The organism is Rhizomicrobium sp. (assembly GCA_037200385.1).
Lineage (GTDB): Bacteria > Pseudomonadota > Alphaproteobacteria > Micropepsales > Micropepsaceae > Rhizomicrobium.
On sequence record JBBCGL010000001.1, the window covers coordinates 4,515,239 to 4,532,113 of the forward strand.

Annotated in this window: 15 protein-coding genes; 10 read left to right on the plus strand and 5 right to left on the minus strand. The window is 67.2% G+C overall.

The genetic code is table 11. The features are described 5' to 3' along the window. Window positions 1-46: 46 nt before the first annotated feature. Window positions 47-1,036: a hypothetical protein gene (locus WDM91_21745; GenBank protein MEI9997235.1), complete on the plus strand. Its 990-nt coding sequence runs from the start codon at window positions 47-49 to the stop codon at window positions 1,034-1,036. Between the two features lie 168 nt (window positions 1,037-1,204). Here WDM91_21745 and WDM91_21750 read toward each other — a convergent pair whose 3' ends face one another. The 3 genes from WDM91_21750 to WDM91_21760 form a co-directional block, all read right to left on the minus strand. After that, the gene (locus WDM91_21750; protein ID MEI9997236.1) at window positions 1,205-1,351 is read right to left on the minus strand and encodes a hypothetical protein; all 147 of its coding nucleotides are present in this window, start codon (window positions 1,349-1,351) and stop codon (window positions 1,205-1,207) included. A gap of 149 nt (window positions 1,352-1,500) precedes the next feature. Next, complete coding sequence (locus WDM91_21755) at window positions 1,501-3,441, minus strand: asparagine synthase-related protein (protein ID MEI9997237.1); 1,941 nt, start codon at window positions 3,439-3,441, stop codon at window positions 1,501-1,503. A gap of 1 nt (window position 3,442) precedes the next feature. Beyond that, a complete protein-coding gene (locus WDM91_21760; protein MEI9997238.1) occupies window positions 3,443-4,270 on the minus strand; it encodes a hypothetical protein in 828 nt (275 codons plus the stop codon). A gap of 119 nt (window positions 4,271-4,389) precedes the next feature. Between WDM91_21760 and WDM91_21765 the strand changes: the two genes are divergently transcribed. From WDM91_21765 to WDM91_21775, 3 genes are read left to right on the plus strand one after another with little or no spacing between them, the layout of a single operon-like run. Continuing rightward, complete coding sequence (locus WDM91_21765) at window positions 4,390-4,668, plus strand: PqqD family peptide modification chaperone (protein MEI9997239.1); 279 nt, start codon at window positions 4,390-4,392, stop codon at window positions 4,666-4,668. 16 nt (window positions 4,669-4,684) lie between these two features. Continuing rightward, window positions 4,685-5,194 carry a lasso peptide biosynthesis B2 protein gene (locus WDM91_21770; GenBank protein ID MEI9997240.1) on the plus strand — a complete coding sequence of 170 codons (510 nt, stop codon included), beginning with the start codon at window positions 4,685-4,687 and terminating at the stop codon, window positions 5,192-5,194. Further along, window positions 5,191-6,375, plus strand: coding sequence for a nucleotidyltransferase family protein (locus WDM91_21775; protein MEI9997241.1), 1,185 nt, complete (start codon window positions 5,191-5,193; stop codon window positions 6,373-6,375). The genes WDM91_21770 and WDM91_21775 overlap by 4 nt, the downstream gene beginning before the upstream one ends. Here the strand turns inward: WDM91_21775 and WDM91_21780 are convergent. Next, window positions 6,360-8,135: an ABC transporter ATP-binding protein gene (locus tag WDM91_21780; protein ID MEI9997242.1), complete on the minus strand. Its 1,776-nt coding sequence runs from the start codon at window positions 8,133-8,135 to the stop codon at window positions 6,360-6,362. The two genes, WDM91_21775 and WDM91_21780, sit on opposite strands and share 16 nt — an antisense overlap. Window positions 8,136-8,292: 157 nt before the next feature. Here WDM91_21780 and gyrA point away from each other — a divergent pair, with 157 nt between their 5' ends. From gyrA to WDM91_21810, 6 genes are all read left to right on the plus strand, one after another. After that, the gene (gene gyrA, locus WDM91_21785; GenBank protein ID MEI9997243.1) at window positions 8,293-11,025 is read left to right on the plus strand and encodes a DNA gyrase subunit A; all 2,733 of its coding nucleotides are present in this window, start codon (window positions 8,293-8,295) and stop codon (window positions 11,023-11,025) included. A gap of 1 nt (window position 11,026) precedes the next feature. After that, complete coding sequence (coaD, locus tag WDM91_21790; GenBank protein ID MEI9997244.1) at window positions 11,027-11,563, plus strand: pantetheine-phosphate adenylyltransferase; 537 nt, start codon at window positions 11,027-11,029, stop codon at window positions 11,561-11,563. 1 nt (window position 11,564) lies between these two features. Continuing rightward, window positions 11,565-12,050, plus strand: a complete 486-nt coding sequence (locus WDM91_21795) for a peptidylprolyl isomerase (protein ID MEI9997245.1) — start codon at window positions 11,565-11,567, stop codon at window positions 12,048-12,050. A gap of 371 nt (window positions 12,051-12,421) precedes the next feature. Then, window positions 12,422-14,110 (plus strand): hypothetical protein, encoded by a 1,689-nt coding sequence (locus WDM91_21800; GenBank protein ID MEI9997246.1) that lies wholly within the window; start codon window positions 12,422-12,424, stop codon window positions 14,108-14,110. Between the two features lie 37 nt (window positions 14,111-14,147). Then, window positions 14,148-14,786, plus strand: coding sequence for a hypothetical protein (locus WDM91_21805; GenBank protein MEI9997247.1), 639 nt, complete (start codon window positions 14,148-14,150; stop codon window positions 14,784-14,786). A gap of 114 nt (window positions 14,787-14,900) precedes the next feature. Beyond that, entirely contained in the window at window positions 14,901-16,031 is a 1,131-nt protein-coding gene (locus tag WDM91_21810; GenBank protein ID MEI9997248.1) for a DegT/DnrJ/EryC1/StrS aminotransferase family protein, read from the plus strand. On the opposite strand, the gene WDM91_21815 is transcribed toward WDM91_21810, so the two are convergent. Next, window positions 16,028-16,792, minus strand: a complete 765-nt coding sequence (locus tag WDM91_21815) for a glycosyltransferase family 2 protein (protein ID MEI9997249.1) — start codon at window positions 16,790-16,792, stop codon at window positions 16,028-16,030. The two genes, WDM91_21810 and WDM91_21815, sit on opposite strands and share 4 nt — an antisense overlap. Window positions 16,793-16,875 lie beyond the last annotated feature (83 nt).

Sequence of the window (16,875 nt, forward strand, 5' to 3'; positions counted from 1 at the left end):
TAATGAAATTAAGGCCGCATTTCGCGTGCCTGTGGAGGAGGTAAGAATGCTCAAATTCTCGAAACTGACCGGCTTGGCGGCTGTGGCGCTCGTTGCGCTGGTCTGGGCCGCCCCTGCCCAGGCGCAGGCGACGCGCACCTGGGTGTCGGGCGTCGGCGACGACGTCAATCCCTGCAGCCGCACCGCACCGTGCAAGACGTTTCCCGGTGCGATCTCCAAGACCGCGCCGGGCGGTTCGATCGATTGCCTCGATCCGGCTGGCTTCGGTGCCCTCACGGTCACCAAGGCGATCACTCTCGAATGCTCCGAGGGCGCGGGCGAGGGCGGCATCCTGGTCGCCGGAACCAATGGCATCACGGTCAATGCCGGCGCCAACGACGTCGTCATCCTGACCGGCCTGCAGATCGACGGCGGCCCGATCGGCTCCAACTCGCTTGCCGGCGTGAGGTTCATCGCCGGACGGGTGCTGGAAATCCAGAACTGCCAAATCCGCAACTTCACGGGTGGCTCGCCCAACGGCTATGGCGTTTCCTTCGTGCCGGCCGCGGGTGCCACGACGCAGCAGCTGATCATCACCGACACCACCATCACGACCAACGGCTCCGGTACCGGGGCCACGGGAACCGGCGCTGCGATCAATGTCGCGCCGACGGGCAGCGGCACGGTCAACGTGACGCTCGACCGGGTCGAGGTCGTCAACAACGCGCAAGGCGTGACGATCAACAGCACTGGCATGAGCGGCGGCGCGGTCACGGCCACGATCAGCGACAGCACCCTGGCCAGCAGCCAGACCGGCTTGACCGTGGCGGGTACGACCCCCGTGACGGCCATGCTGATCCGCGACCGGATCTCCAACAATGCCGGCTTCGGCATCATCACGGCCGGTTCGGGCTCTTCGGTGAAGGTGGGCTATTCGACGATCACAGGAAACGGCACCAGCCTGATCCAGGCCGCCGGCTCGCTGCTGTCCTATGGCAACAACCAGATCGACGGCAACGGCACCAATACCCTGCCGGGAACGACGGCCACGCACTGACCGACGCTGCCTCTTGGAGGCAGTAATAAAACAGAAGCCTTGGGCGGATATTCCGCCCAAGGCTTTTTTTTGATCATCTCACAAAAGGCCGGCTTTGCTTTGCAATGGTCTGAACGCAAAAAACCGCGCACAACCGTGCGCGGTTTTGAGCAGCAACTTCGCGTCGTCTTACGAGAAGACGGCGTTGTCCGTAAGATTGAGACCCGTGAGTTCAGCGTCGCGGGCATCGAGCTTGCGCAAGGCCGGCCGCTGCCATTCCGCACGTGCCGAGGTCGTTTCGACCTGCGCCGTGATGTCGTTGCGATTCTCGCTCATGCGTAGACCCCTGCTCCCAAATTCCAGAAAACTGGTGAATTTCCGCCTGTAAAGGCTTCATGGTAACTCAGACACTACAGAATAGTTGCTTCTCGCGCAAGCTTTGCGGGCAAAATCATTGTAAAGCAAGCGCTTGCCCGACAAGGCCGTCACGCATTGCTTCCGCTGGCGCGGCGGAGAAAATGACCGCTGGAAATCCCGCGCAACAGCGCCAAACGATACGGGACCATCACGTTAACTTTTTCCCATCCGCCCTCCGGCCAGTCCGCCATCAGCTGGCGCAGGCGCTGAAGATCGAGCGCCGTTGCAGCCGGGCCACAGTCCTCAAGCCGGCCGAGTTCTTCGAGGAGCTTGGGGCGTGCCGCCTCCAGACCCTCATGCCAGTCGACTGCCTGATAGCCGCGGATATGGTCCGTGAGTACCTCCGGCACCAGCCGCGCGCCAAAGGCGCGGCGCGTGAGAGCCTTCATCTGGCCGTTCGCCAGGAACTGCTCCTCGGGGATATTGAGACTGAACTCCAGCAGCCGGCGGTCCGCCGTGGGATCGCGCTGGTCGACCGACCATCCTGCGAGCTGCCCCTTGTTGTAGTTGCCCAGATCGACGCGACGCAGCACCCATAACCGCGTTTCGAATCCGTTCGTCCGGGGCCGGTAGCTCAAGTCGAGGCCGCGTGCGCGGGCCCGCTTTTCGATATCCAGTTCCTCGCGGCGCGCGGCGCTCAGCGCGCTGTAGACGTCGATGGTCGCATTGCGGTCTTCCAGGACCCTGTTGATCCAGCGGAACAGCGGCGTCGGCGTATAGGGTCCGAACGAGACGTTCAGAACGGCGAGCCAGCGCAGGTGCCGGCGGCGGACGATGCCGCGGCCTTCCCGCAGCCATTTGACGAGCCGGCCGCGGCGAAGCAGCTCCGGCAGGAGCGTCAGCCCGTCATAGCTGATGCTCATATTGCCCATCTGGCCGTTCAGCATCACGCGCAGCTTGCGTGCTTTCGCTGCGTCGTTGATCCCGTCCGACCAGACCGCATTGCACAGATTGAGGACCGGCCGCTCATAGAGGAAGAAGCTGCGGTCGAGATTGTCGAGCGGCGTGCGTCCCGACGGGCGGATCCGAACATGCTCCATGTTCGGATATATCGCGGCGGTGCGCGCCGCGATGGTGCCTTCGTCGCCCAGCCGGCCGCGCGGCGCCTTTCCGTCATAGCCTTCGCGGGGAACGGATGTGTAGGCCACGACCCGGCCGCCGCGCTTGGCCTGCTGGATGGCGGCGCTGGTCGCGACGATGGCGCTGTCGAAGCCGGAGCTGAGATGGGCCCCGACCTCGCCGCCCGCACCGCGCAGGCGGACGCGCACCGCCTCGTCGAGACGATGGCGCAACTCCTCGGCATAGGCGTCGGCATTCGCGAGATTGACCGGTTTGCGCACGGGCTCCCAATGCCGGCGGGCGATCAGGCTGGTCGGCGTGATGGTGACGAAACAGCCCGGTTCGACCCGCCGGACGTCCCGGAAATAGGTTTCCGGTCCCGTTTCCGGCAGGAGCGCGAGCTGCTCCGCGACGCGCTCTTCATCCGGCTGGCGCGGGATTTCGGCCAGCGCGTGGAGGCCCTTGGGCATCGACGCGAACGCGACAAAGCGGTCGGCACGATGATAGTGCAGGGGCCGGTTGCCGAGCGGGTCGCGGGCCAGCACGAGCTTCTGCTGCGCAAAATCGAACAGGGCGAAGGCATAGTCGCCGAACAAGCGGTCGAAACAGGTGTCTTCCCAGCGCGCCCACGCCGCCAGCAGGATGGCGGAATCGGCCAGCTCCCGCGCCTGCTCGGGCGCGATGCGGAGCGCCGCGATCAGCTCGTCCCGGTTGTCGAGCCGGACATCGGCCACCATGGCGAAGCGTCCCTCGCCGCCGCTCAGGGGCTGGTTGTCGTGGACGTCTTCGGGCAGCGTGCGGAACAGTCGCCGCCCCAGCGCGATAGTGCCCATGTCGGTCTGGGCGCTGTCATCCGGTCCGTAGATCGCCTGTGCCGCCAGCATGTTCGCGCAGGCGCGCCCGGCGTCCGGCTTGCCGTCGAAATTCCATCTGCCGGCGAGCGCCGTCATGTCAGCGGACCGCCGCTTCGACCGCGTCGGCCAGTGCCTGCACCGGCCGCGAGCGATCGCTTTGCAGGCGCAGGGTCACGCAGGCGGCCGCGATGCGTGCAACGATCCGCACATGCTCGTTCTGCGTCCCCAGCGGCACGATGTGACTCGGCCGGTAGGTGTTGCGGCTGACCAGCGCCATCTTGTCGCCGGCCGACAAAGGGCTGCCCGTGGCGTCGGCGGCAAGTTCCAGGATCGTTCCGAGCCGGATGGGTTCATCGCGCGATGCGACGTGGATGTAGAACTTTTCCATATCTTTCATCACCGGTTCCAGCGCCGCGGTGTCGATGCCGGCGGCTTCACAGGCGTCCTTCCACAATTTGATGCTGTCGCGGCTCGGCCAGGCGAGCGGATGATCGCCGTTCCAGGTGACGCGCGTGGTGTCGTCGGCCACCAACGTCCAGCCGCGCCGGCTGAGTTCCGCCGCCAGCGTCGACTTGCCGGCGCCCGAATGGCCGCAGATCGCGAGCGCACGATCGCCGCCCGGCGGAACCAGCGTGGCCGCATGCAGCGGAAGCTCGCCGCGCTGATGGATCAGGGCGCCGCGCGCCGTGCCGTGCAGAAACAGCGCGATCGCACCGCTGTCCGCGTCGTCGTCATGCGCGAACTCGATGACCGCGCCGTCCCGCGCCAGGAATCTTCCGATGCCGGGATAGACCAGCAGGAGCTGGCCCGGCTTGGCCTGCATCTGCGGACCGGCGGGCGCGCTGCCCGGCAGATCTGCCGGGAGCGCGTCGACGCGCCGGATGACGGCGCCGGGGATGCCTGGGACAGGCTTTTGGGGACTCATTGGGCTTGCATAACGGAGTTGGGCCGGGCAGGGAAGTTGCTGGAGCCGGGTGCTGCAGTTTGCCCGGCAACGGCCTGCGGTATAGGGTCATGCATCCGTTTCGTTTGGAACCTTGAACAATGTCTTCCGACAGCCTGTACGCGCGAACCAGCGACGTCATCGAAGCCGATGTCGGCGGCGAAGTCGTGCTGTTGCACACCCAGAACTGGCAATATTTCGAATTCGACAAGGTCGGTGCTGCGATCTGGACCCTGCTGAACACGCCGATCACGCTCGACGGGCTGGTTAACGGCCTCACCGAGCAGTTCGACGTCGACCAGGCGCGCTGCCGCGAAGAAACCAAGACCTTTCTCGACGAGATGATCGCACAAGGTCTCGTCACCGTCGGCAATGGCTGAAGCGCGCGAACCTGACGTGTCCGCCGCGCAGAAGAGGGAGCCGCGGGCCTTCCCGCTTGCAGCTTGGCGGCCGCGCTTCCTGCGCTGGATGGCGCGCCGCTTCTATCGTCTGCCGGTCCGCCGCAAATTGCAGGTCCTCGAGGCCGTGATCTGCCTCGCCCTGGCCCGGATCGCGCTCTTTTTCGTGCCCTTCCGCATTCTCGCGGCGCGCTTTGGCGTCCTCGCCGGCTCGGGCGCGCCAGGCGGCCCGGTGCTCTCCGAAACACAGTGCGCGAAAGCCCGGGAGATCGGCTGGGCCGTGACGCGCGCCGCGCGCTATACGCCGTTCCGTGCCGTCTGCCTGCCGCAGGCCATCGCGGCAAAGGCGATGCTGAGCCGGCGCGGCATCGGCAGCGTGATGCATTTCGGCGTCGCCAAAATGGCCGACGCGCCGCTCGCGGCGCATGCCTGGCTCGATGCCGGGCCGGTCGAGGTGACCGGCTTTCCGGTGGGTGAGGGCTTCGTCGAAGTCGCGCGGTTTCTGTGAACGCCGCCGCACTGCCGGCCGAGTTCCGCCTCGGCGCCGCGTGCTGTATCTGGCCGCCGGGCGAGCGGCGCAATCGCGCGATCCGCGCCGCGGCGGCCGGCGCCATCGACTGGGACGCCTTCCTGCGCTTCGTCCGGCGCCAGCGCATCGCCGGGCTTGCCAATGACGGCCTGAAGAGTGCGGAAATCGCCGTCCCGCCGGACGCCGCCGCCGCTCTCACGATCGAGGCGGGCGCCATCGCGAAGCAGGCCCTGCAGCTCGCCTCCGAGGCTCTGCGCCTGCAGGCCGCGTTCGACACGGCCGGAATCCCCGCGCTGTTCGTGAAGGGCAGCGCGCTCGCGGTGCTGGCCTACGGCAATCTCGGCATCAAACACGCCTGGGACATCGATCTGCTGGTGACGCCGTCCGATGTCCGCCAGGCCTGCGCCCTGCTCGAAGGCGCGGGCTATACGCGCATCATGCCGCCGGCCAGCTTCGCCGACGAGCGCTTCCATGCCTGGCTCGAATTCGCGCGCGAAGGCATCTTCCACAATGCGGCACGCCACAGCCATGTCGAGCTGCATTGGCGGCTGTCGGACAACCGCACCCAGCTGGCCGACGTCACCGCCCGCTCCCCCGCCAACAGCGTCGCGATTTCGCCGCGCCATCCGCCGCTGCGCACGCTGTGCGACGAGGATCTCTTCGCCTATCTCTGCCTGCATGGCGCCCATCATGCCTGGGCGCGGATGAAATGGCTGGCCGATCTTGCCGCCTGGTTGTCGGGCAAGCCGCCTGCCGAGATCGCGCGACTCTATGCGGTCGCCGATGCCCATCGTGCCGGCCGCGCGGCGGCGCAGGCGCTTCTGTTGTGCGCAGATCTGTTCGGCTTGCCGCTGCCCGCGCCGCTGGCCGAAGAGATGCGGGCCGATCGTGCGACACGCTGGCTCGTGGCGATCGCGCTCGAAGCGATGACCGGCGAGCGGCTGCTGCACAATTTCAAGATCGAAGGCTCGCATTTCCTGCTGGCGCCCGGCTTCGGCCACTGGCTCGCCGAACTGCAGAGCAAATCGGTCGGCTGGACGGATTTCCAGGCCGTGCAACTGCCGCGGCCGCTCTACTTCCTCTATCCCATCCTGCGGCTGCCGTCCTGGGTCTGGCGCCGCCTGACCGAGGCCCTCAAGCCGGGTCAGCCGGCCGCCTGAGCCGGCACGTCGTCGTGGAGCTCGCCGTTCTCCATCCGCACGACATGGTCGCATAGCGCCAGGCTCTCGGCGCGGTGCGCGATCATCACGATCGTCGGCCGCGGCGCGGTCGCCAGCAGGCGCTCCAGCAGCGCCCGCTCGCCGGCGATGTCGATGGCATTGGTCGCCTCGTCCATGACCAGCAGCTTGGGCTTGCGCAACAAGGCCCGCGCCAGCGCGATCCGCTGGCGCTCGCCGCCCGAGACCAGCGTGCCGCGCTCGCCGACCACACCGTCGAGCCCGCCGTCCATCCGCCGCACGATCCCATCGGCGCCGGCCAGCGTCAGCGCGTCCCACATGTCGCTTTCGCTCGCCTCGGGCCGCGCCCAGAGCAGGTTGCGCCGCACCGTGTCGTGGAAAAGAAACGGATCCTGCGAGATGTAGCCGAGCTGCGTGCGCCATGCCGGCAGGGTGGTCTCGTCGAGCACACAGCCGCCTGCCACGACGCGGCCCGACTGTGGCCGAAGCAATCCCACCAGCAGGTCGGCGAGCGTCGTCTTGCCCGATCCGGAGGCCCCCGCGATGCCGATGAAGCTGCCGGGCGGCAATGTCAGGCTCGCACGCCGCACGCCGTGCGATTGCGTCCCGTCGGTCTGTGCATGCTGGAAGCTCACGTCTTCCAGCACGATGGGGCCGGCGGGGATCTCCCGCGCCGCGCCGCGCGGCAGCGTCACGCTATGCAGCTCGGCAAGCAGCTCGGTGATGGATTCATAAGCCGGCAGGCCGTGCGCCAGCTGCTGGAAGCCCTGCTGGATCTGCGCCACCGGTCCGCTCATGCGCGCGATGACCAGAAGGAACGCGATCAGAACCGGCGCCGCCAGGCCGAATACGCCATAGCCCAAAAGCACCACCACGGCGCCGACGATGGCCGACAATGTGGTGAGGGCGATGCGCTGCAGCGTCGCCTGCCGGAAATAGCCGGTCTGGCGGTGGATCAGGCTGCGGATCGTCTCGCGGAATTCCACGACGAAGCCGCCTTGCAGATCCTGGCTGACCGCTAGCTTGAGTCCGTTGAGGAACTGCGACGCGGTATCGATCAGCGCCAGATTGGCGCCGCTGACATGACGCCCCAGCAGGCGGGCCCGCCGCAGCGCGGGGACCATCGCGATGGCGGTGATCGCCAGCAGCCCGAAGGCGAACAGGGCCAGGCCGGGCGACAGCACGAACGCCAGGACGCATTGCGCGATCAGCAGGACGATGGAGATGCCCGCCTGGAGAAGGAATTGCGACATCGTGGCGATGCGCGTGATGTCGTTGCTCAGGATGTTGATGATCCTGGCATGCCGAAGGCGCAGGATCTGGTCCCAGCCCGCATTGGCGAGGGCGGCCGCGATCTCGCCGCGCAGATGGCCGATGAATTCGGCCTGCAGGTTCATCGTCGTGATGTCGCGCAGCGCGATCACGATCCCGCGAATCACCATGATCAGCGCGAATGCCGACAGCATCAGCGCCAGGCGGCCGAACGGGGTCGTGATGCCGAACACCGCGAAGATGCGGGCCATCGCGTCATGCAGCATGCCGTGGCCGCCGCCGCCGCCCATCACGACGGCCAGAAGCGGGACGATGAGGATGATCCCGACGCCCTCGAACAGCGCCCCGGCCGCGATATAGCCGATCGCCAGCAGGCCCCTTCGCCCGGCAAACGCGGCCAAGGTCCGGATGAGCGACAGGAAGGCGCGGCCGCCGGCGCGGGCCGATGTCGGGTCTGCTTTGTTGGCCATGCCGGTCCCAAGCGGTTCGAGGGTCCCTAAAGCCCCGATTTCGCGGGTGAAAGCAAGGGCGTGCCCGGGCGTTTTTCCTAGGCGAATCGAACCCCGGAATGCTACTTAAGCGCCTTGGATTTCGGCCCTTCCGGGCCCTCGCATCAGGGACGTGATTTTGAGCGACACACCACCGCCAAGCGGTTCGGCGCCGGGCGGCAGCAGCATCAGCCCGATCGCCATCGAAGACGAGCTGAAGAAGTCCTATCTCGACTATGCGATGAGCGTGATCGTGCAGCGGGCGCTGCCCGACGTGCGCGACGGCCTGAAGCCCGTGCACCGCCGTATCCTCTATTCGATGCACGAGAACGGCCGCGACTGGAACAAGCCCTACCGCAAATCGGCGCTGATCGTCGGCGACGTGATGGGCAAATACCATCCGCATGGCGACGCCTCGATCTACGATGCGCTGGTGCGCATGGCGCAGGAATTCTCGCTGCGCGTGCCGCTGATCGACGGCCAGGGCAATTTCGGTTCGGTCGACGGCGACCCCCCGGCGCAGATGCGCTACACCGAGGTGCGGCGCTCCAAGATCGCGCATCAGCTCACCGAGGACATCGACCAGGACACGGTCGAGTGGAAGGATAATTACGATTCCAGCGAGAAGGAGCCCGTCGTCCTTCCCGCGCGGTTTCCCAACCTGCTGGTCAACGGCGCCGGCGGCATCGCGGTCGGCATGGCGACCAACATCCCGCCGCACAATCTGGGCGAGGTGATCGACGCCTGCCTCGCCTACATGAACGATCCCTCGATCAGCCTCGAAGACCTCACCGAGATCGTGCCCGGGCCGGATTTCCCGACCGGCGCGCTGCTGATCGGCAAGCAGAACGCCCGTGCCGCCCTGGCGCGCGGCCGCGGCTCGCTGCTGATGCGGGCGCGCTGCCATGTCGAGGAGATCCGCAAGGACCGCGAGGCGATCATCGTCACCGAGCTGCCCTATCAGGTGAACAAGGCGCGGCTGCAGGAGAAGATCGGCGAGCTGGTGCGCGACAAGCGGGTCGAGGGCGTCTCCGACATCCGCGACGAAAGCGACCGCCACGGCATGCGCGTCGTGATCGAGCTCAAGCGCGATTCCTCGTCCGAGGTCGTGCTGAACCAGCTCTACCGCTTCTCCGAACTGCAGACGACCTTCGGCGTGAACATGCTGGCGCTCAATTCCGGCCGCCCGGAATTGATGAACCTCAAGGCCATGATCGGCGCCTTCACCGCCTTCCGCGAGGAGGTCGTCACCCGGCGCACGCGCTTCCAGCTCGGCAAGGCCCGCGACCGCGGCCATACCTTGGTCGGTCTCGCCATCGCGGTGGCCAATATCGACGAGGTCATCGCCCTGATCCGCGCCGCCGCCGACGCTGCCACGGCGCGCGAACAGTTGATGGCCCGCGACTGGCCGGCCAAGGACGTCGAACCGCTGATCGCGCTGATCGCCGATCCGCGCCACAAAATCCGGGAGGACGGCACGATCCGCCTCTCGGAGGAGCAGGCGCGCGCCATCCTCGACATCCGCCTGCAGCGCCTGACCGCGCTCGGCCGCGACGAACTGGGCGACGAGGTCCGCAAGCTGGCCGACGCCATCGCCGACTATCTCGACATCCTGCGCTCGCGTCCCAGGGTGCTGGAGATCGTCCGCAACGAACTGGGCGCGATCCGCGACGAATTCGCCACCCCGCGCAAGACCGAGCTGGTCGATGCCGACGTCGAAGTCGAAGACGAGGCGCTGATCGAGCGCGAGGATGTCGCGGTCACCGTCACCCACGCCGGCTACATCAAGCGCACCCCGCTCGACGAGTATCGCGTGCAGGGCCGCGGCGGCAAGGGCCGCTCGGGGATGTCGACGCGCGAGGAGGATTTCGTCACTTCGCTGTTCGTCGCCAACAGCCATGCCTGGCTGGTGTTCTTCTCCTCGACCGGCATGGCCTACAAGCTGAAAGTGTGGCGCCTGCCCGAAGCCCGCATCCAGGGCCGGGGCAAGGCGATGGTGAACCTGCTGCCGCTCGCCGAGGGCGAACGGATCACCACGATCGTCTCGCTGCCCGAGGACGAGGCGCAGTGGGAGAAGCTCAACATCGTCTTCGCCACAAAATCGGGCGACGTCCGGCGCAACCAGCTCTCCGATTTCGTGAGCATCAACCGCAACGGCAAGATCGCGATGAAGCTGGAGCCGGGCGACGGCATCGTGGGCGTGCAGACCTGCACCGACCAGGACGACGTCCTGCTCACCACCAGGCTGGGCAAGTGCATCCGCTTCCAGCTCTCCGACGTGCGCGTCTTCAAGGGCCGCGATTCCACCGGCGTGCGCGGCGTCAAGCTCGCAACGGGGGACGAGGTCGTGAGCCTGTCGCTGCTCCACCATTCCGACGCGACGACCGCGGAGGCCCGTGCCTACCTTAAGCAGTCGCGCGCCGCCCGCCGCGCCGCCTTGGGCGAGGAGGCCGAGGCGCCGATAGAGGACAATGCCGACGACGCCGAGGATGCGAAGGAAGAGGTCGCGCTCTCGCCAGAGCGCTACGCCCAGCTCGGCGCGGCGGAGCAGTTCATCCTTGCCGTATCGGAAAGCGGCTTCGGCAAGCGCTCGTCGTCCTACGAATACCGCGTCACCGGCCGCGGCGGCTCGGGCATCGTCGCGATGGACATGACCAAGAAGAACGCCGCCATCGTCGCCGGCTTCCCGGTGGAGGAGAGCGACGATCTGATGCTGATCTCCAATCAGGGGCAGACGATCCGCGTTCCGGTCGCTACGATCAGCGTGCAGGGCCGCGGCTCGGGCGGCGTGACCGTCTTCCGCGTCGATGGCCAGGAACGCGTCGTCTCGGTCGAGCGCATCGAGGACGTCTCCGGCGAGGGGAGCGAGTAGCATGACGGTCGAGGACAGCAGCCGCGGCGGCAGCAAGCCGCTGATCGGGCTTTATCCGGGGACTTTCGATCCCCTGACGCTCGGCCATCTCGACATCGTCAAGCGCGCGGTGAAGCTGGTCGATCATCTTGTGATCGGCGTCGCCACCAATGCCTCGAAGTCGCCGCTGTTCTCGCTCGACGAGCGCATCGCCATGATGCGCTACGAGGTCGAAAAGCTGCCGCCGGGCCGCGCCACGGTCGAGGTCCTGCCGGTGTCCGACATCCTGCTCGTCGAATTCGCGCGCAGCATCGGCGCGAACATGATCATCCGCGGCCTGCGCGCCGTGTCGGACTTCGAATACGAATTCCAGATGGCGGCGATGAACCAGCGCCTCAACATGGACATCGAGACCGTGGTCCTGATGGCCGATCCGCGCATGCAGGCCATCGCCTCCAAGCTGGTGAAGGAGATCGCCGTCCTGGGCGGCGACGTGAAACCTTTCACCTCGCCTTACGTTGCCGAACAACTCGTGAAACGCAGCAAGGAACGTTCCTAAAATGGCCCGCGACAAGGAAAATACGATCATCATGGATTTGAAGACCGGCCCGGTCGTGATCGCGCTGCGGCCCGACCTCGCGCCCGGCCACGTCGCCCGCATCAAGGAGCTGACCCGCAAGGGCTTCTATGACGGCGTCGTCTTCCATCGCGTGATCCCCGACTTCATGGCGCAGACCGGCGATCCCACCGGCACCGGCTCCGGCGGCTCGGACCTGCCGGACCTCAAGGCGGAATTCTCGAACGAGAAGCACAAGCGCGGCACCGTCAGCGCGGCGCGGACCAACAATCCGAACAGCGCCAACAGCCAGTTCTTCGTCTGCTTCGGCGACGCGCCCTGGCTCGACCGGCAGTATTCCATCTGGGGCGAGGTGGTCGAGGGCATGGAGCATATCGATTCGATCAAGAAGGGCGGCGAGCACAACAACGGCCAGATCAGCGGTGCTCCCGACAAGATCCTCAAGATGCGCGTCGAGGCGGACGCTTAGAAAGGTTCCTCGCGCGCGCCGCGCAAAGCGGAAGCGGAGCCCGGCATGAGCGCTGAGGGAGGCTTGCGGAGACTCCGAAAGCGCCAATGATGACGTTCATCCGTATAGAGACGAAGTAAAGGTTCCCGCGTTCATCTTGGTTCCGGGCGATATGGGCCTTATAAACCGGGCTTTCCGCATGTCGCCGGATGCCGCTGAAAGTTCCTCGCAGGAACTCCCAACGACGATCGCTTTCGCTCTCGACAAGTCGAATGGCTGCGGTAAAGCTTCGTTTGCAAAACGAGCCGCATGCGATTGCGCGCGCTGCGGCAAGGGGTTTTGTTCAAGACAATCGAACAGGGGGCCGCCGCTTCGCCGGCGGCTGGCGAGCCATGCGAAGGGGCAGTGCGTTTGCGCTGGTGACGGCGCTGATCTCGGCAATGGCGTGCGCGCAGGCCGCACGCGCCGATGCCGATACGAGCGATCTGCATCGCCTCTACGACCGCGGCACCGATTGCGCCGTGTTCGACACGCCGGCCTTCCCGGCGGGGCGCGCCACCTGGGACGGGCCCTGCCGCCGCGGTCTGGCGGATGGCCGCGGCACCGCAACTTATTTCGGCAAGAACGACATTTCGCTGAGCCTCTCGGCGCAATTCGCGGATGGCGTCGCGGTGGACGGCAAGGCGGAGATCGCCTGGAGCGACGGGGCGCACTATTCCGGCCTGACGGTCGACGGCGCGCCGAGCGGCGCGGGCGTGCTGCGCGACGCGAAGGGCAATCGCTTCGACGGCGAGTGGAAGGACGGCGCGCTCAACGGGCACGGCTCGGTCGTCTGGGCCAATGGCGACCGCTATGACGGCGAATGGTTGAACGGCAAGGCCGAGGGCCATGGCGTACAGGTCTGGGCCGACGGCCAGAAATATGACGGCCCATGGCACAACGACCAGCCGAACGGGCAGGGTACCGTCACCCGCAAGGACGGCAGCAGCTTCGCGGCGCTGTTCGTCGACGGCAAGCGCGCGCCGGACGCCGCCGCAGCGGCGCCGGTCGCGGCAGCACCCGTCGCAACGGCCGCGGTGCCGGCGCAGTTCTTCGACTCGTTTGCCGGCAGGACGCTCGCCGCGCTGGATGGTTCGACCGTCGCCTTCACCTCCGGCGAAGGCGGCTTCGTTCGCACCATCACCGGCCCGGACGGCACGGTGCAGAAGGCGGCTTTCATCGCCCTCGGGAACGGGCTGGGCTCCATCTCCGACGCCGGTCGGCCGCCGCAGGTGCGCGGCGTGTTCCGGCCGGCCGCGAACGGGATCGAGGCGGACTACGCCGACGGTCATTCCGAATGGCTCAGCCGGGTCTCCGACGGTCTCGCGATCACGCTCAAAAGCGCTTCGGGCGAACAGGCCTGCGCCGCCTGGTATCCGGCCGGTCATGTCTTCAGCGCCGAGGAGCGCAAGGCCGCGGTCGCCGCCTATGCCCGCCGCCTGGGCGTTTCCGACGGAACGGCGCCGCCGCGCACCAGCTGCGCGCTCGAAGCCGCCGAGCCGGCCGGTCCGCGTCCTATGCCGATGGCCAAGCCGCGTCGCACGCACGCCCCTTCGCAATCCGCGCTGACCGGCCCCGCGACGCCGGCGGCGGCAAGCGGCCTCGAGACCGTGCCCGTCAGGCCGTCGACCGTCCACCTGATCGACGGCCCGGCCGGCGACGCCGCCGACGCCCTGCCGGCAGACGCTCCGCCCACGGACGAAGCGATCGCGTCCAACTGCCTCAAGATCGACAGCGACGGCGCCTATTGGGGCTTCCGCAACCACTGTGGCTACACCGTTCAGTTCGCCTATTGCCTGCTGCATGGGACGGACCGGCTGACGGCCTGCGACGGCGCCGCGAGCGTGCCGGGCAGCGTCTCCGCCAACGGATTCGGCGCGCTGTTCGCCGATGACAGCCTGGGCGAGCGCGGCGTCGAGCACAATTTCCGCTGGGTCGGCTGCCGCGGCGGCGCCGGCGAGGTCACCGCGCATCTGGAAGCGCCGGACCCGGCATCGGGACGCTGCGTGCGCGGGGCGCGGACGTTGGCAAGGGGAAACTGAACGGGCGAACGACAAGGGCTGGGCGATGAAGAAACCGATGACGAGAACGGCCGCGGGTCTGCTTGCGGCGCAGGCTGCGATCACGGGCGCCTGGGCGGGCGGCTGCGCCTCCGCGATCGACACTGCGGCGCTCAAGGTCGCCGCACTGCAACAGGAGTTGATGGTCGCAGCCTTCAGTTGCCATGACGTTCGCCGCTACAACGATTTCGTGCTGGCGCACCAGCCGGAACTGATCCGGTCCGACGCGGTGCTCAAATCCTTCTTCGTCCATCGCACGAGCGAGGCCGCCTATCACACCTACAAGACCGAGCTCGCCAACGGCGCCTCGCTGCGTTCGATCCGCGACGCCGACGCGTTCTGCGGCCAGGCCGAAGATGCCTTCGCCGCCGCGGATGGGCAGGCGAGCCTTGCCGACACGTTCGGCGGCTGGCATTGGGCCGCGGCTTCGACGCTCGCCTGTCCGGGCACGGAGCTGCAGACGGCATCGGCCGCGCCGCCGCCGGTGCGCACGCCATGGCGCGAGCGGAGCGCGCTTGTCTCCGACGGCGACGCCATCCCCGCGCCATCGCGCGACGATGGCGAGGTTCCCGCCCCTCGCCGCCGTCATTCCGGCGACGCGATGTCGGCCGGCATGTCCGCACCCGCGCCGCATCGCCGCCTCGACGACACGCTGTAGTGCGGCAACCGGCGCGGCGGTGCTGACGCAATCCGCAACATATCTTGTGTCGCGCTCGGCGGGAGGCCGCGCCTACAAAACGGCGTCCCGATACCGCTTGCGCTGGAGTTCGCCGTGGCCGCCGACATTCCCTTCATCGATCTCCAGGCCCAGCGCGCGCGCCTGGGCGAACCGCTCAACAAGGCGATCCTGGCGGCGGTGGAAGGCGGCCAATGGGTGATGGGTCCGCAGGTCGCCGAACTCGAGCGCGAGCTCGCCGAATTCGCCGGCGTGAGGCATTGCATCGCCTGCGCCAACGGCACCGACGCGATCCTGATCGTCCTGCGGGCCTGGGATATCGGTCCCGGCGACGCGGTGTTCGTGCCGGCCTTCACCTTTGCGGCGACTGCCGAGGTGGTCGCGCTGGTCGGTGCCTCGCCGGTCTTCGTCGATGTGCTGCCCGACACCTACAACATGGATCCCGCGAGTCTCGAATCCGCCATCGCGTTGGTGCGGCGCGACGGCAAGCTGACGCCCAAGGCCGTCATCCCCGTCGACCTGTTCGGCCAGCCCGCCGATTATCGCGTGCTGGCGCCCATCGTCGCGGGCGCGGGCCTCAAGATGCTGTGCGACACGGCGCAGGGCTTCGGCGGCGTGCTCGAAGGCAAGCGCACCGGCGCCATCGGTCACGCGGCGACGACGAGCTTCTTTCCCGCCAAGCCGCTCGGCTGCTACGGCGACGGCGGCGCCGCCTTCACCGACGACGACGCGCTGGCCGAGTTGCTGCGCTCGATCCGCATCCACGGCCAGGGCAGCCATCGCTACGAGAATGTCCGCATCGGCGTGAACTCGCGCCTGGACACGATCCAGGCCGCCATCCTTCTCGAGAAGATGAAGATCTTCGCCGACGAGATCGAAGCCCGCGAAGCCGCGGCGCAGCGCTACAACGCGGCGCTGTCGAAATCGAACCGCATCCGCGTGCCGCATGTCATCGCCGGCGCGCAATCGACCTGGGCGCAATACACGATCCAGGTGCCCGATCGCGACAAGCTCCAGGCCGACCTGAAAGCCTTGGGCATCCCGACCGCCGTCTACTATCCGATCCCGCTGTCGCGCCAGAAGGGCTATGCGCATTATCCGTCCGCGCCGATCCCCGCCACGGAGGCGATCAGCAACACGGTCGTCAGCCTGCCGATGCACCCCTATCTGTCGGCCGAGACGCAGAAGACGATCAGCGACGCCGTGCTCGCCTCCGTCGGCGCCTAGCCCTTGTAGTAGCCGCGCAGCCGCCGCAGCTCGAACAGCTTGCGCAAGGGCCGCAGGAACAGCGCCGCGTCCACCGGCGGCGCGCCCAGATGGATGCGCCTGGCGCGCAGGCATTCGAGGTTGCCGTCGATCGTCGCGCGCCAGTTGCGCGTGCTGATGCCGCCCAGCTGGAAGTCGGCCAGGATCTGCGGGATGTAGCGGATGCGGAAATCGTTCAGCTCCATCGCCCGCAGCATCAGGTCGTAGTCGGCGGTCGCGCGATAGGAGATGTCGAATTCGCCGACGCGGTCCAGGACCGCGCGCCGCGCATAGAAGGTGGGATGCGGCGGCATCCAGCCCGTCCGGAACAGGCCGCGGCGGAATTCGCCGGCCCGCCATTCGCGCATGACGGTCTTGGTCCGGTGGTCGCTCACGAAGTCCAGGTCGCCATAGACGATGTCGGCATCGGCCAATCCCGCCGCGATGCGCGTCAATGCCAGGTCGTCATGGAACGTGTCGTCGGAATTGAGCACGCCGACCGCCTCGCCGCTGTAGAGCCGAAGCCCCTTGTTCATCGCGTCGAAAGGCCCCTTGTCGCGCTCGGAGATGATGCGGATCGACGGGGCGTTGTAAGCGCGGGCGATGTTAACCGTATCATCGGTCGACTGGCCGTCGACGACGAGGAGTTCCTTGTCGGCGTGCCGCTGTGCAAGAAAAGAGGCAATCGTGTCGCCGATGGTCGCGCTGGAATTCCAGCAGACTGTGATCACGCTGATTTTCATGCTCGGTGTGTCAATCCTTCAACGGCTCCGACGGACCAGCCGGGAACACCGCAAAGCAATGGAACGACTAGGTAATCTTCCGC